A 22,845-nucleotide genomic window follows, 5' to 3' on the forward strand; every position below is an offset into this window, starting at 1 on the left:
AGTGGCCCTGCCGGGCCGCCGTACGACGAGCTCAGGGCACGTCGACGACCTGGTCGGCTGCGGTCGCGTTGTTGGAACGGAACGACTCGTAGATCTCCACAAGCACCTCCCTCTGGCGCTCAGTGAGGTCAGGAGCGGTGAGGATTGCATCCCGCACCGGACTCCCCACCTTCAGTTCGAGGATCCCGGCGCGTGCGTAGAGCACCTCGGCGGACAACCTCAGACCTCGGGCGATCTGGGACAGGACCTCGGCGGACGGCTTGCGCAATCCGCGTTCGATCTGGCTCAGGTACGGATTCGAGACGCCGGCGCGCTCCGCGAGCTGCCGGATGGACACCTCGGCGGCCACCCGCTGGGCGCGGATGAACGACCCGATGTCCTGCGACTCGGACGAACGCTTGTCGTCGTCACCCTGGTGGGCGACGTCGCTCTGACGGGGGACCTCGCCGGTCGGCTTGGTCCTCCGCGCGAGGGTCGCGGCGGTCGGCTCGACCGCCGGAGTGGTGGACTCGGCACTACGATCGTTCTGGCCGCCATGTTCTCTGGCCACGGAGTCCACCTCCTCGCATCGCTTGCTCTCACGTCGTCTGCAGACAACGCTAGCAACGAGTGCTAGCTACAGCAAGCACTACCGCGGAGACGACGAAGTGGGCTTGGTCACAGCTGGAGACGTCCCCTGCGGGGGCGAGGTCTCAGAAGATGACCTCGGAGACCAGGTGGATGGCCAGCCCCGCGAGAGCTCCCACGACCGTGCCGTTGATGCGGATGAACTGCAGGTCCTTGCCCGCGAGCAGCTCGATCTTGTCCGAGGCCTCGTCGGCATCCCAGCGCTCGACGGTCTCCGAGATGATCGAGGTGACCTCGCCGGCGTAGTTCTCCGCCACGTAGGCGGCGGTGCGGGTCATGTAGTCGTCGAGCCGCGCCCGGACCTTGTCGTCGTCGACCAACATGTCGGACAGGCGGCGCAGGAGGTCGTCGATCTTCACGCGGAGGGTCGACGACGAGTCCTCGGTCGCCTCGATGATCATCCGCTTGGCGGCCGACCACGCGGAGCCGGCGGCCCGTTTGACCTCCTCGCGGTTCATCACCTCCTGCTTGAAGATCTCGAGCTTGGCCATCGTGGCGGGATCCTGCTGGAGGTCCCGCGCGAAGTCCTCGGCGAACCCGATCAGGGCCAGGCGTACGGCGTGCTGCTTGTCGACCTTGATCTGCCAGGTCCATTCGCGCAGCTCCCGGTAGGCGCGTTCGGACAGCAGCTCGTTGACGAACTGCGGCGCCCACGTGGGGGCCTTCTCGCGGACCCACCGGTCGATGGTGACGGGGTTCGACTCGACCCATTCGTGGGCCCGGTCGGCCATGAGGTCCAACAACGGCAGGTGCCGCCCCTCGTCGAGCAGCTCCGCGAGGATCCTCCCGGCCGGCGGCCCCCACTCGGGCTCGGCGATGCGCGCGACGATGGTGCGTTCGATGATCGCGATGGCGTCGTCGTCGCGCAGCACCGCCAGGACGGACCGGATGGCCTTGGCAGCCTGGTCCGAGGCCAACGCGCGGTGCTCGGTGTCCGCGAGCCACTCGCCGGCCCGCTGGGGGATCCGCGCCCCACGGACCTTGTCGCTCACCATCGTGGGATCCAGGAAGTTCTCTCCCACGAACCCGCCCAGCGACTCTCCCAGCTGGTCCTTCTTCTTACGGATGAGCGCGGTGTGCGGAATCGGGATGCCGAGCGGGTGGCGGAACAGCGCGGTGACCGCGAACCAGTCGGCCAGCCCGCCGACCATGCCGGCCTCCGCGGCCGCGCGCACGTAGCCGACCCACGGAGCGGCTCCGTGGTGGAGGGCGTACTCGGCGACCAGGAAGACGAGACCGGCCGCGACGAGGAATCCCGTCGCGACCAGTTTCATCCTGCGGAGGGCAGACCTCCGCTCCGCATCAGTGTCCGGGTCGCCCGCCTTGAGTGCGCTTCCGCCCGCGGCGGCGACCGGGTCGAGGATCAGTGTGCGTCCTCGCGCCCGTGCTTACGGAAGCCAGCCATGCACAGGCCGAGGCCCAGGAGGAAGACGACGGTGGTGGCCACGACGGCCCCCACGACCAGCCCAAGCCCCACACCCATGTCGTCCATGTAGTAGCCGAGCGCGGTGATGGGCAGCCCCAGCATGCTCATGCTCAGCAACATGACGGCCGAACCGACGTAGATGAGGGTCGAGTACAGCGGGTAGATGGGAGACTCGGTGGTCGCGTACTCCGGGTAGTACTCCTCGACGATGGCGGCACCAGTGTGCTCAAGGGTCTGACCGGCCATGATGTCGTCCTCTTTCGTCTACTGCCGAACCCGGGCCCACAGCCCGGGACTTACCTGCCCCTGATCCTATTGGAACCTCACCCGTCCCGGGCAACCGCCCGACGGATTCGTCGGGCGGCGGTGACCAGATTGCGCAGGCTCGGCTCCAACTGCCAGGTGTAACGGGTCTTGAGGCCGCCGTCCGGCACCGCCCACAGCCGCTCGACCCCCACCGCCGCCACCCCCTTGAGCAGTCGCTCGTGCAGCAGGTCGATGTCCGGGACGAAACCGGAGCGGGATTCGTAGACACCCGGGGCCACCTGCCGGGTCAGGGCGTGGTCGGTGAGCGCGTCCAGGACCCAGTCGATCGACCTGGTCGCGACGATCGCGGTGACGTCGGCGTCGAGGCCCTCGATCGCCTCCTTCATCTCCTGCAGCGACGAGTAGCCCAGGTGCGTGTGGATCTGGGTGTCGGGCCGCGCTCCCGCCGACGCCAGGCGGAAGGTGGCCACCGCCCAGTCGAGGTAGCTCCCCCGGTCGGCTCCACGGCGGGGCAGCAGCTCACGGATGGCCGGCTCGTCGATCTGCACGATCGCCAGTCCCGCCCGTTCCAGGTCCGCCACCTCGTCGCGGATCACCAGGGCGAGTTGGGTGGCCACCTCGGGTAGCGCGAGGTCGGTGCGGCAGAAGGACCGGGCGAGCATCGTCACCGGGCCGGTCACCATCCCCTTGACGGGCCGGTCCGTCAGCGACTGCGCGTAACCCGTCCACTCCACCGTCATCGGCGCTGGTCGCGCGACGTCGCCGTAGAGGACCGGGGGGCGGACGCATCGGGACCCGTAGGACTGCACCCACCCGTACCGGGTCACCGCGAACCCGTCGAGCAGCTCCGCGAAGTACTGCACCATGTCGTTGCGCTCGACCTCACCGTGCACCAGGACGTCCAGGCCGATGTCCTCCTGCAGGCGGATCACCGAGGCGATCTCCTCCCGCAGGTACTCGCGGTAGCGCTCGTAGTCGATCCGGCCGTCGGCCAGGTCCCGGCGGGCCCGCCGGATCTGCACGGTCTGCGGAAACGATCCGAGGGTCGCGGTGGGCAGCGTTGGAAGATCCAGCCGTTCGGCCTGCAGAGGGACCCGCTGGGCGTAGGGCAGGCGGACCTTGTCGTCGTCGTCGATCGCCGCGGTTCTGGCGCGAACGTCCGCGCGCCGCGCGCTGGGCAGTACCGGCAACCGGCGCCAGCGCGGCGTGGGACCGTCGGCGAGCGCGTTGGCCAGCGACACCACCTCCGCCACTTTCTGCTGCGCGAAGGCCAGCGAGTCCGCGAGCTCGGCCGGCAGGTCCGATTCGGTGGCGACGTCGTAGGGGACGTGGAGCAGCGTGCACGAGGTGGACACCACCAGATCGGGGAACGTGGCCTTGAGGTCGCGCAGGTAGTCCAACGTGGTGAACTTGTCCGTGCGCCAGACGTTCTGGCCGTCGACCACCCCGGCGTAGAGCCGCTTATCGGGCAGCCCCGGGATCACCGCGAGTTCAGCGGCGCTCCGGCGGGCGTGCACCAGGTCGAGCGCGATCGCCTCGATCCCCGTGGCAGCCAGCGCCGGCAGGGCCTCGCCCAGATCCCCGTACTGACCCGTCACCAGGATCCGTGGCCGCGACCGGACCGCCGAGAGCCGGTCGTAGGCGTGGCGGAGCCGCCCGACCTCGAACGGCGTGCGCTCCATGGTCATGCACGGCTCGTCGAGTTGCACGCAGGTCACGCCCGCTTCCGCGAGCACGCCCAGCAGCGCCTCGTACTGGGTGAGCAACCGGTCCAGGAGGGCGATCGGCCGGAAACCGGGATCGGCCGTGGGGGCGGGCTTGCTCAGCAGGAGCAGCGAGATCGGCCCGGTGATGACGGGGCGGATCTCGAAGCCCAGCTCGTGTGCGCGGGCGACCTCCGCCAGCAGCTCCCCGGCCTGCAGTCCCAGGACGGAGGACTCTTCGAACTCCGGCTGGCGATAGTGGTACGGAGTGCCCTGGAGTGCCACCAGCTCCAGTGGCGAGACGTCCGCCCGGCCCCTGGCCAGCGCGAACTGGGTGTCCACCGGGGACATCCCCTCGACCAGGTCCCTGAAGCGGTGCGGGACCGCGCCCATGAGCAGGGCGTCGTCCAGGACGTGGTCGTAGAAGGAGAAGGTGTTGCCCGGGATCTGGGTGAGTCCCCCGGCGCGGAGGTCCTGCCACGTCGACTCACGGATACGGCGCCCCACGGCCAGCAGCTCGGACCGGGTGCCGTTGCCGTGCCAGTACCGTTCGAGCGCGCGTTTGAGTTCGCGGCGCGGGCCGATCCGCGGGTAGCCCAGGACGCTGGAGGCGCGGGTGCGGTCGAGGTGCGCGCGGTCGAGGTGCGCGCGGTCGAGGTGCACGCGGTCGAGGTGCGGCCCTCGGGCACGCGGCCGGCCGGACTCGTGCGGCGACACAGCCTCCGGCGGGGTCACGAGACGGTCAGCGAGCCGCGCGGGCGACGTCGTAGCGGTAGAAGCCGTGGCCCGACTTCTTGCCCAGCCGCCCGGCCTCGACCATGCGCAGGAGCAGGGGCGGAGGGGCGTACAGCGGCTCGCGGAACTCCGTGTACATCGAGTCGGCGATCGCCTTGACCGTGTCCAGCCCCACGAGGTCGGACAGCGTGAGTGGGCCCATCGGGTGGGCGCAACCGAGCACCATGGCCTTGTCGATGTCCTCCGGCGTGGCGAATCCGGACTCGGCCATCCGGATCGCGGAGAGCAGGTACGGGATGAGCAGCGCGTTGACGACCGCGCCCGAGCGGTCCGCGGAGTGCACGACCTGCTTGCCCAGGACCTGCTCGGCAAACGCCTCGGCACGCTGACGGATGGCCGTGCCGGTCTCCAGGGTGCTCACCAACTCGACCAGTGGGAGCACGGGGACGGGGTTGAAGAAATGCATGCCAATCACCCGTTGGGGCTGCGCCGTGCACGTGCCGAGCTTCATGATGGGGATCGACGAGGTGTTGGAGGCCAGCACGGCCTCGGGGTCGGTGACCACCGCGTCGAGTTCCCGGAACACGGCCGTCTTGGCGGACTCGTCCTCGACGATGGCCTCGATCACCAGCTGGCGGTCGGCAAAGTCCCCGAGGTCGGTGGTGAACCGCAGCCGCAGCGCGGCCTGCTCCCGCTCCCGCTCGGTGATCTTGCCGGAGGAGACGCCGCGCCCGAGTGAGTCGAGGATGCGGGAGCGCCCCGCGGCCGAGAGTTCCCGGCTGGACTCCCAGACCAGGACGTCCACATGGGCACGCGCGCACACCTCGGCGATCCCCGCACCCATCTGACCGGCACCCACCACGCCGACGCGGGTGATCCGGCCCGGACCCCGGGTTACCTCGCGGGTGGTGGGCATGTGCGACACGTCCTTCGTGGCGGGGGGTCTGGCGGGCGCGCGTCCTTGGTGTGCGGACGCTGGTGTGCGAACGCTGGTGTGCGGACGCTGGTGTGCGGACGCCGGTGCGCGAACGCCACCGGGGGCCGGGCCGCCTCGAGGAGACGGCCGCAGCCCCCGGTGGGTATCACTCGTCACCGTGCTGGTCGACCCCGACGAGAGGCCGACACGTAGGTCAGTGGAACTGACCCTCTTCGGTGGAGCCCTTCAGCGCCGCGGTGGACGTGTTGGGGTCGACCGTGGTGGCGATGCGGTCGAAGTAACCGGAACCGACCTCACGCTGGTGCTTGATGGCCGTGAAGCCACGCTCCTTGGCGGCCTTGAACTCGCGCTCCTGCAGCTCGACGAACGAGGTCATCTGGTTGCGGGCGTAGCCGTAGGCCAGATCGAACATGCCGTAGTTGAGCGAGTGGAAGCCGGCCAGGGTGATGAACTGGAACTTGAAGCCCATCGCGCCGAGCTCCTTCTGGAACTTGGCGATGGTGTCGTCGTCCAGGTTCGCCTTCCAGTTGAAGGAGGGCGAGCAGTTGTAGGCCAGGAGCTGGTCCGGGAACTCGGACTTGACGCCCTCGGCGAACTTCTTGGCGTACTCGAGATCCGGGGTACCGGTCTCCATCCAGATCATGTCGGCGAACGGGGCGTAGGCCTTCGCGCGCTCGATACACGGCTCGATGCCGTTCTTGACGTGGTAGAAGCCCTCGGCGGTGCGCTCACCGGTGATGAACGGGCGGTCACGCTCGTCCACATCGGAGGTGATGAGCGTGGCGGCCTCGGCGTCGGTACGCGCGATGATGACCGACGGCACGTTGGCGACATCGGACGCGAGACGAGCCGAGGTCAGCGTGCGGATGTGCTGGCTGGTCGGGATGAGCACCTTGCCACCGAGGTGGCCGCACTTCTTCTCCGACGCGAGCTGGTCCTCCCAGTGCACACCGGCGGCGCCGGCGGCGATCATGGCCTTCTGCAGCTCGTACGCGTTGAGGGCGCCACCGAAGCCGGCCTCGGCGTCCGCGACGATCGGGGCGAGCCAGTCGCTGACCGAGGTGTCACCCTCGACGCGGGCGATCTCGTCGGCGCGGAGCAGCGCGTTGTTGATGCGACGGACCACGGTCGGGACCGAGTTGGCCGGGTACAGCGACTGGTCCGGGTAGGTGTGACCCGAGAGGTTGGCGTCGCCGGCGACCTGCCAGCCGGAGAGGTACACGGCCTCGAGGCCGGCGCGGATCTGCTGCACAGCCTGGTTGCCGGTGAGCGCGCCGAGGGAGTTGACGAAGTCCTTGGTGTTGACCTTCTCCCAGAGGACCTCCGCGCCGCGGCGGGCGAGGGTGTGCTCCTCGACCACGCTGCCCTGCAGATCGGCGACCTGCTGAGCGGTGTAGTTGCGGGTCAGACCCTTCCAGCGGGGGTTGGTGTCCCAGTCCTGCTGGATCTCCTCAGTGGTACGTGCCTTGCCGACGTTCGACATCGCGACTCTTTTCTGTCTCGGGGACGGACGCGACCTTCGCACTAATGCGAGTTCTGCGCCCTGTACTCGCTAAGGGTGCCATACGTGTCGCACCGCGTCTACCTGCGGGTTCTGCGAATCTGGCGAGTTTCTTTACTCGTCGTGCAATGTTTGCGAGGATCGTGGGGCACGCCATCACCTCAGGGGAGCCACTCATGACCGCCAGCCACATGGGCGCGCGCCTGCGCCGTCTCCGCGAGGAGCACGGGCTGACCCAGGCCGCGTTCGCCCAGACCCTGGGCCTGTCCGCGAGCTATCTCAACCAGCTCGAGAAGGACGCCCGCCCGGTCACCTCCAGAGTTCTGACCAGCCTGTCGGAGCAGTACGGCGTCGACTCGACCTTCTTCGCCTCGGACTCGGACACCCGCCTCATCGCAGAGCTCACCGAGGCGTTGTCCGACCCGCAGGTGTCCTCCGGGATCCCGGCGGCGGACGTGATCGACCTGGTCCGCGCCCACCCGTCACTGGCGCGCGCCTTCGCGGTCCTGAACCAGCGCTACCGGAACTCCGCGGACCTGCTCGCGGCGCTCACGGAGAGCCGCAACGCGCTGGCCGGGGAGGTGGACCACTCCGCACTCGCCATGCCGCACGAGGAGGTGCGCGACTACTTCTACCAGCGCCAGAACTACATCCACTCGCTCGACACCGCGGCCGAGGAGCTCACCAACCGCATCCGCATGAACCGCGGTGACGTCCGCACCGAGCTCGAGAACCGCCTGTCGGAGGTGCACGGGGTACGGGTGGTGCGCCGCGTGGACCTGCCCGACGGGCTCTGGCACCGCTTCTCGGCCGAGGACCGCCGGCTGGACCTGTCGGCCCACCTGACCGGCGGACAGCAGGCCTTCCGGGTGGCGTCGGAGCTGGCGTTCCTCGAACACCGGGAGCTGCTCGACGAGTTGGTCGCCGGCGGCGCCTTCAGCTCGCCCGACGCGCTCACGCTGGCCCTGCGCGGGCTGGCCAACTACTTCGCGGCCGCCGTCCTCATGCCCTACCAGCGCTTCCTGGACACGGCCGAGGACTTCCGTTACGACATCGAGCGGCTCAGCGCCTTCTACGCCACCGGCTTCGAGACCGTCTGCCACCGCCTGTCCACGCTGCAGCGGCCGGGCGCCTCCGGGGTGCCGTTCAGCTTCGTGCGCGTGGACCGCGCGGGGAACATGTCCAAGCGCCAGTCCGCGTCCGGCATCCACTTCACCACCTCGGGCGGCACGTGCCCGCTGTGGAACGTCTACGAGACGTTCTCCTCGCCGGGCAAGATCATGCGCCAGGTGGCCCAGACGCCGGACAGCCGCGTGCACCTCTGGGTCTCCCGGACCGTCACCACCCGGCCGATGCGGTTCGGCCAGCCGCGCAAGACGTTCGCGATCGGCCTCGGTTGCGAGGCGCGCCACGCCCACCGGACCGTGTACGCGCAGGGCCTGGATCTGGCCGACGTCGACGCCGCCACCAAGATCGGTCCGGGCTGCCGCATGTGCGAGCGCGTCGCCTGCCCGCAACGTGCCTTCCCGCCACTGAACCGTGCGCTCAAGGTGGACGCCCACCGCTCGGCGCTCTCGCCGTATCTGCTCGACGAACCCGGCTCCCCGGCGGGCGCCACTGGCCTACCCTGACGGCCATGAGCCAGCCCGCCAGCAGCAGCGACGACCCGGGCCTGGCCCCGGGGCGAGCCCAGAGTCCGGCCCAGAGTCCGGCCGAGCGTCCGCCCCAGGAACCGGCTCGGCCCCGCATCCGGCCGGGTGGCCTGCGGGAACTCGGCCCGGTGGGGTGGGCCGTGAACCGCATCGGCGCCCGGGTCACGGGCAGCCGCGACGTCCACCTGTTCGCCACCCTCGGCCATGCGCGCCGCCTGTTTCCCGCGTGGCTGGCCTACTCCGGGATGATGATGCCGTTCGGCGTCCTCGACCGCCGCACCACCGAACTGGTGATCCTGCGCGTGGCCCACCTGCGGGGCAGCGAGTACGAGCGGGCCCATCACGAGCGGATCGGCGCCCGGGTGGGACTCGACGACGACGACATCGCCCGGACCCTCCGGGACCCCGCCACCGCCGGGTGGACGGATCGGCTCGAAGCCGTGATGCGCGCGGTCGACGAGCTGGTGCAGTCGAAGGACATCGCCGATCACGCGTGGGCGGCGTTGGCTACCCACCTGAACTCCTCGGAGCTCGTCGCCCTGGTGCAGTTGGTGGCCCAATACGACGGCCTGGCCACCTCACTCCACGCCCTGCGCATCCAGCCCGACCAGCCCCGCTGACTCCGAACACAGCGCCAGCGCAACCGCCCCGGTTCGCGCTGCCCCTCTGACCTGCGCTGGCCCAATGCACGGAATCCTCCGGCCTGCGCTGCCCGATTGGTCCATTCATCCATCGCCGCTCGAAGGACCAGCGTATCCGGCGGGGGTAACGCGCCGTCTCTGCCCGTTCTCGGGCCATTCCCGCCCGGTTCACGCTCTCCGCCCGCCCGCCCGCCCGCCCGGTTCACGCTCTCCGCCCGCCCGCCCGCCCGGTTCACGCTCTTCGCCCGCCCGGCTCACGCTGCGGCCCGGCGCACGAGGTAGGCAGCCGCGACCTGCTGCAGGATCTCGTCGCGCTGATGTCGGAAGAGTCTGCGGTCCACCACTATGACGATCCACCCCGCCGCCTGCAGGCGATTCCTCCGGCGCCGGTCCTTGGACTGCTGAATCGGATCGTCGTGGTGGGGCCCGTCGTATTCGACGGCGATCTTGAGCTCCGGGTCCGCGAGGTCCAAGCGATATCCGAGGTCGCGGACCTCGACCTGCGGCAGGAAATTCGTATAACCGGCCTCTTTGAGAAACAACCTGGTCTCGGTTTCCCGCGGCGACTCGGAACGGGGATCGGCGTCCGCCAGAACCCGCCGAGCCCGGGCGACGCCCCAGGTCCCGGCCATATAGGCCACCGTCTCCTGCATGCTCGCCCGAGTCACCCCGCGACGGTAGAACTCCTCGACCGCGAGCACTCCGTACACGTGGTCGTTGAAGCGCGCGAGATCGAAGGCAGTCCACCGCATCGCGGTTACGCGAACGCCCCGGACGACATTCACCGCCTGGTCCGGCACCTCGTATCGCCGGATCCGGAGCCCGTCGCGAACCCGACCGTGCGGTCCTACGGACAGTTCGGGAACGGCGTCGTCCGGCGGACTGATCCCGTGGAGCATCGCCGCCGACCAACCGGTCAGGACCCCGCGCGGATAGAGACGGGAGTACGCGACCGACAGTGTCTCAAAATCCTGGACCACGCCGGCAGGCAGCCAGAGCTCGTCCGCGATCTTCACGAAGTCGCGTTCCCGACGCCTCCTGGGGAGGTGGGCGATCTCGTGGCTCAGCCGGGCCAGAGACAGTACTGGGTGCACCTCATCGATGACGCCGATCATGTCGGTGATGCTGCCCGACGACGACGACGAATCCCGCGGAGAGGCTGGGCCGGAACACCTCGCCTGTGGATGAGGCGCGCTTGTGGAGAAACCCGACAGCCGTCTGCGCAGAGAGCCCGCTGAGCATCGGCGCCGAGTCCCCGCGAGCGGAGAGCGGAGAGCGGAGAGCGGAGAGGCAGCGTACCCCTCGCCGGATACGCTGCTTCTCTGACCTGAGCTGGCCCTATGGACCGAACTGCCAGCGCACCCCTGCTGAAACCGTGCATTCAGCCAGCGCAGGCCGAAGGGGCAGCGTATCCGGCAGCGGGTGCGCTGGCGCTCTGCCCGGGCGGCTGCCACCTCGCTGATCGCGCACCCGCAGCCGATCGGACCCACCGGCGAAGGAGCAGCGCAAAGCCGATCGGATCAGCAGGCCGGATCAGCAGGCCAGCTCAGAGCGCCGGCGCACCCTCCGCCATCGCATCCAGCGCCTCTGCGTCCTGCACCGCGGTCGTCACGCGGGGCCGGCAGACGCGGGCCCGCTCGTCCAGCTCGATCGACACCGTCTCCCCCGCGGGCACCAGGACCGGCTGCCCCTGGACCGCGCACTCGAAGTCCGCGCCGTTGAGGTTGACGATCGTGATCAGCTCGTGGGTGCACCGGACCCGCACGTGCGTACCGCGGACGGTCAACCGGAAGGTCAGCCCGTCCCACTCGGCCGGCACCCGCGGGTCGAAGGAGATGTCGCCCTGGTAGTCGCGCATCCCGCCGAAGCCGCTGACGAGCGCCGACCACACACCACCGGCCGAGGCCACGTGGATCCCGTCGGAGGCGTTGCCGTGCACGTCCGCCAGATCCACCACGAGCGCCTTGGAGAAGTGCTCGAACGCCTCGTCGCAGTAGCCGATCTCGGCCGCGATGATCGACTGCACGACCGCGGACAGAGTGGAGTCACCGGTGGTCAACGGGTCGTAGTACTCGAAGTTGTTCCGTTTCTGGTCCTCGGTGAACTCGTCGCCGCGCAGGAACATGGCCAACACGACGTCGGCCTGCTTGAGCACCTGGTGGCGGTAGATCACCAGCGGGTGGAAGTGCAGCAGCAGCGGCCGGCGCGGGTCCTCGAGGTCCTGGTCCCAGACCTCCTTGGCCAGGAAGTCCTGGTCCTGCGGGTGCACCCCCAGCGCCTCGTCGTAGATGATCACCATGTTCTTGGCGGCCCGTCGCCACTCGGCGATCTCGTCGTCGTCGATCTTCAGGCGCCAGCAGATGCCCTCCCACCGGCCGTCACCCAGCTCGGCGATGCGCTTGCAGGCGATCGACGCGGCCACCAGGTTGAACCGGGCCATGGCGTTGGTGAACAGGTTGTTGTCCACGACGGTCGTGTACTCGTCGGGGCCGGTCACCCCGTGGATGTGGAACTTCCCGTCGACGCCGAAGAACCCGAGCGAGACCCACATCCGCGCGGTCTCCACCAGCACGTCCACGCCCTCGCGGATCATGAACTCCTGGTCGTCGGTCGCCCACAGGTACTTGACCATGGCGTGCGCGATGTCCGCGTTGATGTGGTACTGCGCGGTGCCGGCCTCGTAGTAGGCCGAGGCCTCCTCACCGTTGATGGTGCGCCACGGGTACAGCGCCCCCTTCACGGACAGGAAGCGGGCGCGCTCGCGGGCCTTGTCGAGCATCGAGTAGCGGAAGCGCAGGGCGTTGCGGGCGAACTGCGGCAGCGTGTAGGTCAGGAACGGCAGGACGTACGTCTCGGTGTCCCAGAAGTAGTGCCCGGAATAGCCGCTGCCGGTGACGCCCTTGGCCGCGATCCCGTTGGTCTCCGCCCGCGCCGAGGCCTGGGCCAGCTGGAAGAGGTTGAAGCGGATGGCCTGCTGCGTCTCCGCCGGGCCCTCCACCTCCACGTCGCCGCGGTGCCAGAAGTGGTCGTACCAGTCGCGCTGGGTGCGGTGCAGGTCCTCGACACCGCGGTCGCGCGCCCGCATGAGGGTCCGCGCGCACCGCTCCACCAGTTCCTGGGCGGGGGCCTGATCCGACGTGTGGTACGCCGCCATCTTGGTGAGCCTGAAAACGCGCCCCGGGGTGGCGTGCGCGTGGTAGACGACCGTCGAGCCGTCCTCGTGGACGTCGGTGTTCATGTCCACCTCGTCCTCGGTCTCCACCCGGTGGTCCACGGCCACACCGATGGTCATCCCCGAGTTCGCGCACTTGTACCCGTGCACCTGGTACCCGTGCTGGCCCTCGCAGTGCTGCGATTCCAGCACCCGGTGCTCGAGCCCGTCCGAACGCCGGGGGTCGAAGCCCTCCGGGGTCTCGGTGTCCACCGCCGAGTGGTACTCGTCCTCGCCGTCCTGCCGGTTGAGCACCTGCGAGGAGATCACCACCGGAGCCGGCTCGTCGGGCAGCTCGACCTCGTAGGTCATCACCGCGAGGTGCTTCTCCACCATCGACACCATGCGGGTGGTGCGGACGATCACCTTCTTGCCCGCGGGCGTGCGCCACACCAGCTCACGGCGCAGGATGCCGTCGCGGAAGTCGATGCTGCGTTCGTAGTGCTCGAGATCGGCCGCGCCCAGTCGCAGCGGCTCGTCGTCCACGTAGATGCGGATCGTCTTGGTGTCGGGGACCTCGACCATCGTCTGTCCCTCGCGCGCCAGACCGAACGCGTCCTCGGCGTGCTGGATGGGCCACGTCTCGTGGAATCCGTTGATGAAGGTGCCGTGGGTGCGGGAGTCGCGGCCCTCCTCGGGGTTGCCGCGCATCCCCAGGTAGCCGTTGGCCACGGCGAACTGCGTCTCGGAGACCCCGAGCGGGGAGGCCTTGGGGCTGGTCTCGACCCAGCGCCACGGGTCCACCGGGTGGGTGGAGCGGTTGATCTCCGGGACCTCGAGGTGGCTGCGCAGGTTCACGCCGTACGTCGTGCGGATGTTGCCGGGGACGGACTCACCGACGGTGTCGTGGACCGGGCCGCGCCCGGGGGGGATGGGGCTCATGACCGTACCCCCGCGAGTCCGGGGACCAGCTCGGCCAGGTCGACGACGACGAGGTCGGCGCCCGCGGCCAGGAGGGCCTCTCTGCCCGCACCGCGGTCCACGCCGACCACCCGGGCGAACCCGCCGGCCGCACCGGCCTGCACCCCGGAGACCGCGTCCTCGATCACCACGCAGCGCTCCGCGGGGACCCCGAGCAGCTCGGCGCCCCGCAGGTAGGTGTCGGGAAGGGGCTTGCCGGGAATCCCCTCGGCCACCGCCACCAGTCCGTCGACCACGATGTCGAACCGATCCTTCAGGCCCGCGGCCTCGAGGACGGAGACGGCGTTCTTGGAGCTGGAGACCACGCAGGAGGCGATTCCCGCGGCGTCGAGGGCGTCGAGGTACTCGAGGGAGCCCGGGTAGGCCTCGATCCCCTGGTCGAGCAGCTCACGGAAGATCACGTTCTTGCGTGCTCCCAGCCCGTGGACCGTCTCGCGATCGGCCGGGTCGTCGTCGTCGCCCTCCTCGAGGGTGATGCCGCGCGCGGCGAGCATCGACGCGATGCCCTCGACCCGGGGCTTTCCGTCGATATAACGGAAGTAGTCCTCGTCCGAGTACGGCTCGATCCCGCGTTCGACGAAGTAGGCGGAGAACATCTGGTTCCACGCCTGCATGTGCTTCTCGGCCGTCGGGGTGATCACCCCGTCGAGGTCGAAGAGCACGGCGTCTACTCCGTCATGGTCCATGTCATGTCCTGCTTCCGGGCCTCAGGGCCGTTCGCGGTGCCTTCTCAGTGCAGTTGCCCTGCAGAGGCCGTTGTCGTGCGGAGGCCATTGTCGTGCGGAGGCCATTGTCGTGCGGAGGCCATTGTCGTGCAGAGTTGAGTGTCATGCAGTTGCCGCACCAAGGGTAAACGCATGAACTACGATTCGACGCCTGCCCCTCCCCCGATATGGCACACCTCACGCGCGCGGGCCGCCGGAGTCGCGCGGGATGCCCAGATCCTGCAAGCGCGGTGGCATCATGTAACTGACCCTGACTAGAAGGAGAGAGATGCGACTTCGCACCCGTACCCCCGGCCGCGTCGCCGTCGCCGGCCTCGCGCTGGTCACGGCAGCCGCGCTCACGGCCTGCACGTCGGATTCCGGCGACTCCGAGAGCGCCGACCCCACAGCCAGCAGCGAGACCTCGACCCCGGTCGATGAGTCCGCGCCCCAGGCTCCGGTGGCCGAGCTGGTCCTGGCCGAGGGAGAGGCCCCCGGTGGCGGTGTCGTGCAGGTGATTAAGCCCGATCTGCTCCGGGGCGCCGTGGACAAGCTCGTCGCGGACCAGGGCAAGCAGCTCATGACGGAACCGGCCTGCGACAAGGTCTCCCGCCTGGAGACGGTCTCCAACTTCGCGGCCACCGACGGCGTCACCGCCGCGGTGCGCTACAAGCAGTCCGAGAGCGTCGAGACCGAGCACCGCTTCGGCATCGGCATGGTCGGCCAGAAGCTGGACGAGTTCATGGACCGCTCGCTCTACGAGGCCTGCAAGTCCTCCAAGAGCACCACCAACCCGAGCGTGGAGCTCAAGATGACCGTGGCGGACGCCCCGGCCGTCGCAGGTGCCGAGGGGTTCCGGGTGACCAGCGACTTCATCTCCACCCTGCCCAACGGCACCAAGACCATCAGCCGGGCGGTCGCCATCCACGGCTTCGCCCGCGACACCACGGTGAGCATCGAGTACGCCGCCCGCGGCGACGACCCGGCAGCAGACCCGGTCCTGCCGACGGCCGCCGGAGCGCTCGACTCCATCTACACAACGCAGATGGGCAAGCTGGTCAGCGCGGAGTAGCGCTGCAGGCGCGGCGCGCACCCACACCGCGCAGCCGGCGCACGGCACCAGCCAACGATAAGAGCGTTCCGACCACATCGCCCGAGGGTGGTCGGAACGCTCTTATCGTTGGCGGCGGGCCGCGGGGCCCGGCGGGCCGCGGGGGTCCCGCCAGGGCGGGCCGGGGCGGCCGGGGCGGGGGTCCCGCCGGGGCGGGCCGGGGCGGGCCTTACAGGTTGATCATGTGGCCGCTGACGCCCTCGAGCGCTTCCTTCATGGCCTCGGAGAGCGTCGGGTGCGTGTGCACGTTGCGCGCCACGTCCTCGGCGGTGAGGTCCCACATCTGGGCGAGGGTCAGCTCTGGCAGCAGCTCGGAGACATCGGGGCCGATGAGGTGCGCGCCGAGCAGCTCACCGTGCGTGCCGTCGGCCACCACCTTGACGAACCCGACCGCGTGGCCCAGTCCCTGGGCCTTGCCGTTGGCGGAGAACGGGAACTTGCCCACCTTGACGTCGTAGCCCTCGTCGCGGGCCTGGGCCTCGGTCAGCCCGAAGGAGGCCACCTGGGGCTGACAGAAGGTGGCGCGCGGCATCATGCGGTAGTCGCCCAGCGTCTGGGTCTCGGCGCCGGCCATCGTCTCGGCGGCCACCACTCCCTGCGCCTCGGCCACGTGGGCGAGCTGCAGCTTGGCGGTGACGTCGCCGAGCGCATAGATGTTCTTCACGTTGGTCCGCATGTGGTCGTCGATGTCGATCGCGCCGCGGTCGGTGAGCTCGACCCCGGTGTTCTCCAGCCCGAAGCCCTCGACGCGGGGGGCGAAGCCCACGGACACCAGCACCTTGTCCACGGTGAGCGTCTGGGTGTCGCCGCCGTCCTTCTTCTGGATCTCCACGTCCACCGAGTCACCGTTGTCGGTGACCTTGGTGGTCTTGTGCGCGGTGAGGAGCTTCACGCCGAGTTTCTTGTAGTGCTTGGCGAGCTCCTTGGAGACCTCCGCGTCCTCGTTCGGCAGGACACGGTCCATGAACTCGACGATCGTCACCTCGACGCCGTAGTTGGCCAGGACGTAGGCGAACTCCATGCCGATCGCTCCGGCACCCACGATCACCATCGAGCCGGGCAGATCGCGGGAGAGGATCTGCTCCTCGTAGCCCACCACGTTCTCGCTCCACTCGATGCCCGGCAGGGTCTTGACCACTGAGCCGGTCGCGATGATGCAGTTGTCGAACGTGTACGCCGTGCCGTCGACCTCGACCGTCTTGGCGTCGGTGAAGGTCCCGAACCCGTCGATCTCGGTGATCTTGTTCTTCTTCATGAGGTAGTGGACACCCTTGACGATGCCGTCGGAGACCTTGCGGCTGCGGTCGAACGCAGCACCGAAGTCAAAGGAGACGTCACCGGAGATCCCGAACGTCTTGGCGTCGCGCAGGACGGTGTTGGCCAACTCGGCGTTGCGCAGCAGCGCCTTGGAGGGGATGCACCCCACGTTGAGGCAGACACCACCCCAGTACTTCTCCTCGATCACGGCCACCTTGAGGCCGAGCTGCGAGGCGCGGATAGCGGCGACGTAGCCGCCGGGGCCCGCGCCGAGGACGATGAGGTCGTAATGAGTGTCAGCCACGGAACACAGGGTATGCGCATCGCGCGACTCAGGCAGTGGATGCCGCGTGGAATCGCACCCGAAATGAGCGGCGCCGCCCCCTCCGGGTGGAGGGAGCGGCGACGGCCTTCGCGTCAGACGCGGATCAGGACAGGTTGCCCAGGACCGACTTGAGGGCGGTGGCGACGATGTCGCCGATCGTCTCGGCGATCGTGTTGACGATGTCGCCGGTGGCGCTGCCGCCGCTGAGCGAACCGGACTCGCCGGAGCCGGTGCTGAGGATGTCGGTGATGGAACCCATTGTATATCTCCGTTTATCGAGTGCATCCCCGACACCGTCGAGAATGGCCGGGCCAGTCGACCCCTGCGTAGGGAAGATGCTACGGATGACACGGTCCAGTAACAAGAGCCTGAGTAAATCCGGCAGCGATTCCGGTCCACCGCGACGGTAACGGCATCATCGAGGGCATGACCGCACCTGCAACCGACCCCTACCTCCATCTCGAAGACGTGGACTCCGCCGAGGCCCTCGACTGGGTCCGGGAGCGCAGCGACCGCACTGTCGCTGACCTGGCCTCCGGTCCGCACGCCGAGCGCGCGCACGCCCGCGCGCTTGAGATCCTCGACGCCACCGACCGCATCGCGTGGCCGGTCCTGCGGGGCAGCTACGCCTACACATTGTGGCGCGACGCCGAGCACCCCCGGGGGCTGTGGCGCCGGGTGCCGTGGTCGGTGCTCTCGAGCGGCGCCCCGGGGGTGGACCACCCGGCGTGGGAGACGCTCGTGGACGTCGACGCCCTCGCCGCCGAGGAGGGCGTGAACTGGGTCTACTCGGGCGCGGTCGTCCGGCGGCCCGCCGATGACCGGGCGCTCATCCGGCTGTCCCGCGGGGGCGCGGACGCGGTGGAGGTCCGCGAATACGACCTGACCGCCCGCCGGCTGATCCCCGAGTCCGAGGGCGGGTTCCGGCTGCGGGAGGCCAAGTGCTCAGTGTCGTGGGTGGATCGCGACACCCTGCTGCTCAGCGCGCCGCTGGACCCTGACGGTGCCGATGCCACCGACTCCGGTTATGCGCGCACCGCACGCCTCTGGCGGCGGGGGACCGACCCGCAGCAGGCGCCGGAGATCTTTGCCGGGAGAACCGAGGACGTGGCCGTGGGCGCCTCGTACGACCTCACCTCCGGCCGCTTCCTTGCCAGTCGAGCCCCCGACTTCCACACCTCCCAGGAGTGGTTCTGGCCGGCGGGCGGCGATCCCGTGGCCGATGCCCCGCACCTGCTCCCGGTGCCGGAGGACTGCCGCGTGGACTCGTGCGGCGACTGGCTCCTGCTGCGCCCGCGTACCGACCTCGAGGTGGCCGGTCGCACGCACCCCGGCGGGTCCGTCCTGGTGCTGCCCTGGGCCGCGGTCGACGCCGACCCCACGGCGCTGCCCGACCCTGTCGTCCTGTTCTCCCCCACCCCGTCCACGACCGTCGAGGACGTGACGTGGGGCCGGGGCCGGATCCTGCTGACGATCCTCGACGACACGGAGTCCCGCCTGGACGCGTTCGCGATCCCCAATCACGCGGACGGGCCGTGGCGCCGGTTGACCGTCGACGGCCTGCCCGAGCACGTCTCGGTGGACGTCCTGTCCTGCGACCGCCTCTCCGGAATGGACGGCACCGGCACCGACGGCTCGACCGCGGACGGCGCCGGCGCGGGCGAGGGCGCGGCCGGGGAGCGTCCGCACCCCGACGACGCCGTGTTGGCCGTCTCGGGGCCGATCGTCCCGCCGTCCCTGGTCCTCCTCCGCGCCGACGGCACCACCACCACCCTCGGCTCCACACCGGACCGCTTCGACACCAGCGGGATCGAGGTGACCCGCCACACCGCGGTCAGCGACGACGGCACGCTCGTGCCGTACACGGTGATGCGCGGCCCCGGCCCGGCCGGGCCGGCGCCCACGATCCTCTACGGCTACGGCGGCTTCGAGATCTCGATGCGACCCTCGTACGCCGCCCTGCGCGGGGCGCTGTGGCTCGCCGAAGGTGGCGTGTACGTGGTGGCCGGGATCCGCGGGGGCGGCGAGTACGGCCCCGCCTGGCACCAGGCCGCCGTCCGGGAGAAACGCCCGCGCGCCTACGAGGACTTCGCGGCCGTGGCCCGGGCCCTCGTGGACACGGGCGTCACCACGCGCGACCAGCTGGGGGCGACCGGCGGGTCCAACGGCGGCCTGCTCATGGGCGTCATGCTCACCCGCTACCCGGAACTCTTCGGCGCCCTGGCCATCGCGGTGCCGCTGCTGGACATGAAGCGCTACCACCTGCTCCTGGCGGGGGCGTCCTGGATGGCCGAGTACGGCGACCCGGAGTCGGCGGACTGGGACGACTTCCTGGGCGCCTACTCGCCGTACCAGCACGTGCGGCCGGCCTCGGATTGCCGGTACCCGACGGTCCTCATGACCACCTCGACCAGGGATGACCGCGTCCACCCGGGTCACGCCCGCAAGATGACGGCCGCACTGGAGGCAGCGGGACACGAGGTGGCTTACTACGAGAACGTCGAGGGCGGCCACGCCGGCGCGGCCGACAATTCCCAGGAGGCCCGGAAGGCGGTTCTCACCTACGAGTTCTTCAGGCGTCGCCTACCTCGTCGTCGTCCCGCGACGGACTGACCGCCACCTCCCGGTCCATCCACGCCAGCACCCGGGCGACGACCTCAGTTGGTTTGCGCGCCCACCCGTTGTGGCCGAGCGCCGACGGCTCCAGCTCGAGGCTGGTCCGGGACGCGGGCAGCATCGCCAGCAGGCCGCGGGCGGCGCTCTCGGGGGCAAGGTGGTCGCGGGCGATCACGATCGACAGCGCCGGGACGGTCACGCGCGCCAACCCGGCGCGGTAGTCGACGTCCGCTCGCTCCGGCTGCATCACGCCGGTCGCGGCGAGGCGGGACCAGTCGCGGATGCGATCGGCCGGGATCCTGCCGGTGGCGCCGAAGAACTGACCCGGCACGTGTCCGGACACCCGGCCGATGACGGGCAGCAGCACCGAGCCGAGATGCAGCCGGCGCCCCACCTGAGGCGGGTAGCCCCGGTGAAACGGGGACTGCGCGGCCACCGCCACCAGCCCCACCACGCGGGGGTCGTGGCGCGCCAGGTGGTAGACGCCGATCTGCGCGCCCATGCTGTGACCCAGCAGCACCACGGGACGCTCGCCCAGCGTGCGCCGCATGGCGTCGAGCGCCAGCGGCACGTCCTCGGCGGCACTCTCGTGGTAGCCCGCCGCTCCCCCGCGGCGGCCGATGCGGTGGGTGCTCTCGCCCTGCCCCCGCAGTTCGGTGATCGCCACGTCCACGCCGGCCGCGGCCAGCGCGCGGGCCAGGGGGAGGTAGTAGCGGGCTCCGACGGCGATACCGGGCAGGACCAGGACCGCGGGCCGGTTCTCATCCCGGTGATCGGCCTCGACCACCAGCAGCGGGCTCGTGCTGCCGTCGGAGTGCCGGAGCTCGATCCGCTGCGGGTCGTCAGTCTTGGTCATGTGTACAGGATGCCGGAGGTCCCGGCCGGCGCAACAGCCGACCCGACGGCGCAGTGCGGATGGCACCGTGACCCGACGGCAGGGCGCCCCGACGACAGCGGACCCCGCCCCACACGAGTGGTGGGACGGGGTCCGTGGGTGCCTGGTGGCGTCAGCGACCGATCAGATCGGGCCGTAACGCGCGTTCATGGCGTTGGCCATCATCGGCCAGGACTGCTTGAGGTCGTCCTGCCAGTAGCCCCACGAGTGCGTGCCGTTGGGCGCGAAGTCGAACTGGGCCGGGATCTGCAGCTCGGCGAAGCGACGGGCGAGGTTGGCCGTGCAGTACTGTGTGGCCGCCTCGATGATGCCGCCGACGATCGCCTGGTTGGCCAGCGCCGGGATGCTGTTGCGCAGACGCCAGTTCTCCATGGACTCGTGCGGGCCGGGCAGGCCGTTACCGGTGGAGATGAACATGGCCGGGAGCTGGTTCCGGTCGCGCTGGCCCACGAACTTGTGCGCCTGGGCGACCGGGTCGTTGGCGGTCCAGCCCGGTCCCGGGAAGGGTCCCCACATGTTGTTGAGGTCCGCGCCGCCACGCATGCCGGTGACGATGTTGATGAACTGGTAGCCGATCGGCGTCGAGGTCTCGGCGCAGCCGGAGTAGGAGCCGATGGCCTGGAAGCGGCCCGGGTGGTTCTGGGCGATGGTGAGCACCGAGGTGGCCGTCATCGAGATGGCCGCGAGCGAGCGCTTGCGGTCGCCGCCGGTGTTGCCGCCGTAGGCCTTCTCGAAGAGGTCCGGGAGCTCCGTGGCGAGGTAGCTCTCGAACGCCATCGGACGGTTGGTCTCGCGGGCGTAGCGGGTCTGGACGTTGGGATCGTGGCGCTGCCAGTCCGTGTAGTACGAGAAGGCGCCGCCGATCGGGGTGACGGTCCAGGCGTCCTTGTCCGCCATGAAGGCCTTGACGTCGGACTGCGCCTGCCAGGTAGCGGAATCCTCGCCACCACCGGCGCCGTTGACCAGGTAGAGCACCGGGGCGCTGCGGTTGCCGTCGCGGGGCGGCTGGACGATGTTCGGGACCTCGATGGCCATCTTGTCCGACCAGACCGACACGATCAGACGACCGTCGGCCAGCTTGGTCTCGACGACCTTCTTGTCGGCAGTGGCCTTGGTGTACTGGATGTTGCCACCCTGGGCCTGTGCCGTGCCCGTGGCGACGACGGGGACCATGGCCGCGGCAACGGCCACAGCGGCGACCTTCTTACCGAACCGACCGCTCTTGACTGAACGCATATTTCCGACGCCTTACCTTCTCGTTGTTCACAGACGGACCAGGGCAGACCTTCAGCTGAAGTTAGCCCAACTCCCATTAGTCACACAAGCCCCACTGGACACTCTCGCACCACAAGAGTAGCTGAGACTGAGTATTGCGCCCGCCGAGGCAAGGCCCGGGGGTTCCGAGCCGAGGTGGCCCAGTAGTACCCGCGGAGCCACCCTTGCGGCTCACGTCAACATTATCGACGGTATCAGCCTCGGCGTTACCGTTATGAACGGATCTCTATACACACTGTCCAGAACGGGAAGCACGAGCCACACCGGACGCGCCCGGAAATGCGGAGAGGGCACCGGTATCCCGGCGCCCTCTCCGACAAGTCTTGCGACTCAGGTGTCAGCTCACTTCATGAAGCCGGCGGCGAGCGCCTTGCCGAAGTCCTCGCCGAGGAAGTAGCCAAGACCGGTGACGCCGCTCTTGACGTCGCCGAAGAGGCCGCCGACGACGTCGACGAGCTTGCTGAAGATGGACAGCTCGGAAGAGCCCATGATGTTCTCCTTATGTGCGTATCCCGCTCGGGTTCGTCCGCGCAGGGAGGGGATTTTTACGGACCGTCTTCCGAGCAGTTCCGGCAGACGGCAAGCGGATCGCGAAGGCGTTCCGCTCGGGTGAGGACTGGCCCCTTTACTCGGCAGATCCCGAAAGCAGACCCTCGATGGGACCGGTAACGCCGGTCTCGAAGCCGCCAACCGAGCCGGTGATGCCGGCGACGAAGTCGAGGATGTCCTTGGCGCCGCCGAGCAGCTTGGCGATCGCACTGAAGTCAGGCATGTTTCTCCCTTTGTGAAGTCGAGCCCCTGCTGAGGGGTCGGGCTAAGAGTAGCCTGGGTTGAACAGTTGTCAATTGAGACCTCCGTCACGACGATTGATATTCATCTCGCCGTGAACCCAGGGCACTTCCGGCACCGTGGGGCGCCGGCAGCAAGGGTAACCTAACACCTTGCCCCATCTGCCAAGACACGGCGTCCCCGGCAAGGTTCTCCGACCGACTCCCCAGGGCATGGCGGAACCCGCCCGGTCGAGACCGGTGGCGTTCATCT

19 protein-coding genes are annotated in these 22,845 nt (G+C 69.3%); 4 read left to right on the forward strand and 15 right to left on the reverse strand.

Annotated features, from left to right (window positions below; translation table 11 throughout):
* Positions 1-31: 31 nt before the first annotated feature.
* From R4P08_RS10045 to aceA, 6 genes are all read right to left on the reverse strand, one after another.
* Positions 32-550 (reverse strand): helix-turn-helix transcriptional regulator, encoded by a 519-nt coding sequence (locus R4P08_RS10045; RefSeq protein WP_317813672.1) that lies wholly within the window; start codon positions 548-550, stop codon positions 32-34.
* Positions 551-692: 142 nt separating this feature from the next.
* A complete protein-coding gene (locus tag R4P08_RS10050) occupies positions 693-1,901 on the reverse strand; it encodes a DUF445 domain-containing protein (protein WP_317813673.1) in 1,209 nt (402 codons plus the stop codon).
* A gap of 89 nt (positions 1,902-1,990) precedes the next feature.
* Positions 1,991-2,299, reverse strand: a complete 309-nt coding sequence (locus R4P08_RS10055) for a hypothetical protein (RefSeq protein ID WP_317813674.1) — start codon at positions 2,297-2,299, stop codon at positions 1,991-1,993.
* A 77-nt stretch (positions 2,300-2,376) separates the two neighbouring features.
* A complete protein-coding gene (gene metE / locus R4P08_RS10060; RefSeq protein WP_317813819.1) occupies positions 2,377-4,686 on the reverse strand; it encodes a 5-methyltetrahydropteroyltriglutamate--homocysteine S-methyltransferase in 2,310 nt (769 codons plus the stop codon).
* 79 nt (positions 4,687-4,765) lie between these two features.
* Positions 4,766-5,674 carry a 3-hydroxybutyryl-CoA dehydrogenase gene (locus R4P08_RS10065; RefSeq protein ID WP_317813676.1) on the reverse strand — a complete coding sequence of 303 codons (909 nt, stop codon included), beginning with the start codon at positions 5,672-5,674 and terminating at the stop codon, positions 4,766-4,768.
* Positions 5,675-5,888: 214 nt separating this feature from the next.
* A complete protein-coding gene (gene aceA, locus R4P08_RS10070; protein WP_317813677.1) occupies positions 5,889-7,178 on the reverse strand; it encodes an isocitrate lyase in 1,290 nt (429 codons plus the stop codon).
* Positions 7,179-7,372: 194 nt separating this feature from the next.
* On the opposite strand from aceA, the gene ramB reads away from it, so the two are divergent.
* Entirely contained in the window at positions 7,373-8,827 is a 1,455-nt protein-coding gene (gene ramB, locus R4P08_RS10075; RefSeq protein ID WP_317813678.1) for an acetate metabolism transcriptional regulator RamB, read from the forward strand.
* A 5-nt stretch (positions 8,828-8,832) separates the two neighbouring features.
* Positions 8,833-9,468 (forward strand): carboxymuconolactone decarboxylase family protein, encoded by a 636-nt coding sequence (locus R4P08_RS10080; protein ID WP_317813680.1) that lies wholly within the window; start codon positions 8,833-8,835, stop codon positions 9,466-9,468.
* 275 nt (positions 9,469-9,743) lie between these two features.
* On the opposite strand, the gene R4P08_RS10085 is transcribed toward R4P08_RS10080, so the two are convergent.
* From R4P08_RS10085 to R4P08_RS10095, 3 genes are all read right to left on the reverse strand, one after another.
* Positions 9,744-10,604: an endonuclease domain-containing protein gene (locus R4P08_RS10085; protein WP_317813681.1), complete on the reverse strand. Its 861-nt coding sequence runs from the start codon at positions 10,602-10,604 to the stop codon at positions 9,744-9,746.
* Between the two features lie 431 nt (positions 10,605-11,035).
* Complete coding sequence (locus R4P08_RS10090) at positions 11,036-13,582, reverse strand: glycoside hydrolase family 65 protein (RefSeq protein WP_317813682.1); 2,547 nt, start codon at positions 13,580-13,582, stop codon at positions 11,036-11,038.
* A complete protein-coding gene (locus R4P08_RS10095) occupies positions 13,579-14,307 on the reverse strand; it encodes a beta-phosphoglucomutase family hydrolase (RefSeq protein WP_317813683.1) in 729 nt (242 codons plus the stop codon). The genes R4P08_RS10090 and R4P08_RS10095 overlap by 4 nt, the downstream gene beginning before the upstream one ends.
* A 307-nt stretch (positions 14,308-14,614) precedes the next feature.
* On the opposite strand from R4P08_RS10095, the gene R4P08_RS10100 reads away from it, so the two are divergent.
* Positions 14,615-15,397: a hypothetical protein gene (locus R4P08_RS10100; RefSeq protein WP_317813684.1), complete on the forward strand. Its 783-nt coding sequence runs from the start codon at positions 14,615-14,617 to the stop codon at positions 15,395-15,397.
* Positions 15,398-15,605: 208 nt separating this feature from the next.
* Here R4P08_RS10100 and lpdA read toward each other — a convergent pair whose 3' ends face one another.
* Both lpdA and R4P08_RS10110 read right to left on the reverse strand, forming a co-directional pair.
* Positions 15,606-16,997, reverse strand: coding sequence for a dihydrolipoyl dehydrogenase (lpdA, locus tag R4P08_RS10105; RefSeq protein ID WP_317813685.1), 1,392 nt, complete (start codon positions 16,995-16,997; stop codon positions 15,606-15,608).
* Between the two features lie 124 nt (positions 16,998-17,121).
* Positions 17,122-17,277 carry a hypothetical protein gene (locus R4P08_RS10110; protein WP_317813686.1) on the reverse strand — a complete coding sequence of 52 codons (156 nt, stop codon included), beginning with the start codon at positions 17,275-17,277 and terminating at the stop codon, positions 17,122-17,124.
* Positions 17,278-17,444: 167 nt separating this feature from the next.
* On the opposite strand from R4P08_RS10110, the gene R4P08_RS10115 reads away from it, so the two are divergent.
* Positions 17,445-19,631: a prolyl oligopeptidase family serine peptidase gene (locus tag R4P08_RS10115; RefSeq protein ID WP_317813688.1), complete on the forward strand. Its 2,187-nt coding sequence runs from the start codon at positions 17,445-17,447 to the stop codon at positions 19,629-19,631.
* On the opposite strand, the gene R4P08_RS10120 is transcribed toward R4P08_RS10115, so the two are convergent.
* The 4 genes from R4P08_RS10120 to R4P08_RS10135 form a co-directional block, all read right to left on the reverse strand.
* On the reverse strand, positions 19,591-20,490 hold the full coding sequence (locus R4P08_RS10120) for an alpha/beta fold hydrolase (protein WP_317813689.1): 900 nt from the start codon (positions 20,488-20,490) through the stop codon (positions 19,591-19,593). The two genes, R4P08_RS10115 and R4P08_RS10120, sit on opposite strands and share 41 nt — an antisense overlap.
* A 162-nt stretch (positions 20,491-20,652) precedes the next feature.
* Positions 20,653-21,765: an alpha/beta hydrolase family protein gene (locus R4P08_RS10125; RefSeq protein ID WP_317813690.1), complete on the reverse strand. Its 1,113-nt coding sequence runs from the start codon at positions 21,763-21,765 to the stop codon at positions 20,653-20,655.
* Positions 21,766-22,146: 381 nt separating this feature from the next.
* Positions 22,147-22,293 carry a hypothetical protein gene (locus R4P08_RS10130; protein ID WP_317813691.1) on the reverse strand — a complete coding sequence of 49 codons (147 nt, stop codon included), beginning with the start codon at positions 22,291-22,293 and terminating at the stop codon, positions 22,147-22,149.
* Between the two features lie 136 nt (positions 22,294-22,429).
* Positions 22,430-22,576, reverse strand: a complete 147-nt coding sequence (locus tag R4P08_RS10135) for a hypothetical protein (protein ID WP_317813692.1) — start codon at positions 22,574-22,576, stop codon at positions 22,430-22,432.
* Positions 22,577-22,845 lie beyond the last annotated feature (269 nt).

Origin of the sequence: Rhodococcus sp. IEGM 1408, assembly GCF_033142235.1 — a bacterium.
GTDB lineage: Bacteria > Actinomycetota > Actinomycetes > Mycobacteriales > Mycobacteriaceae > Dietzia.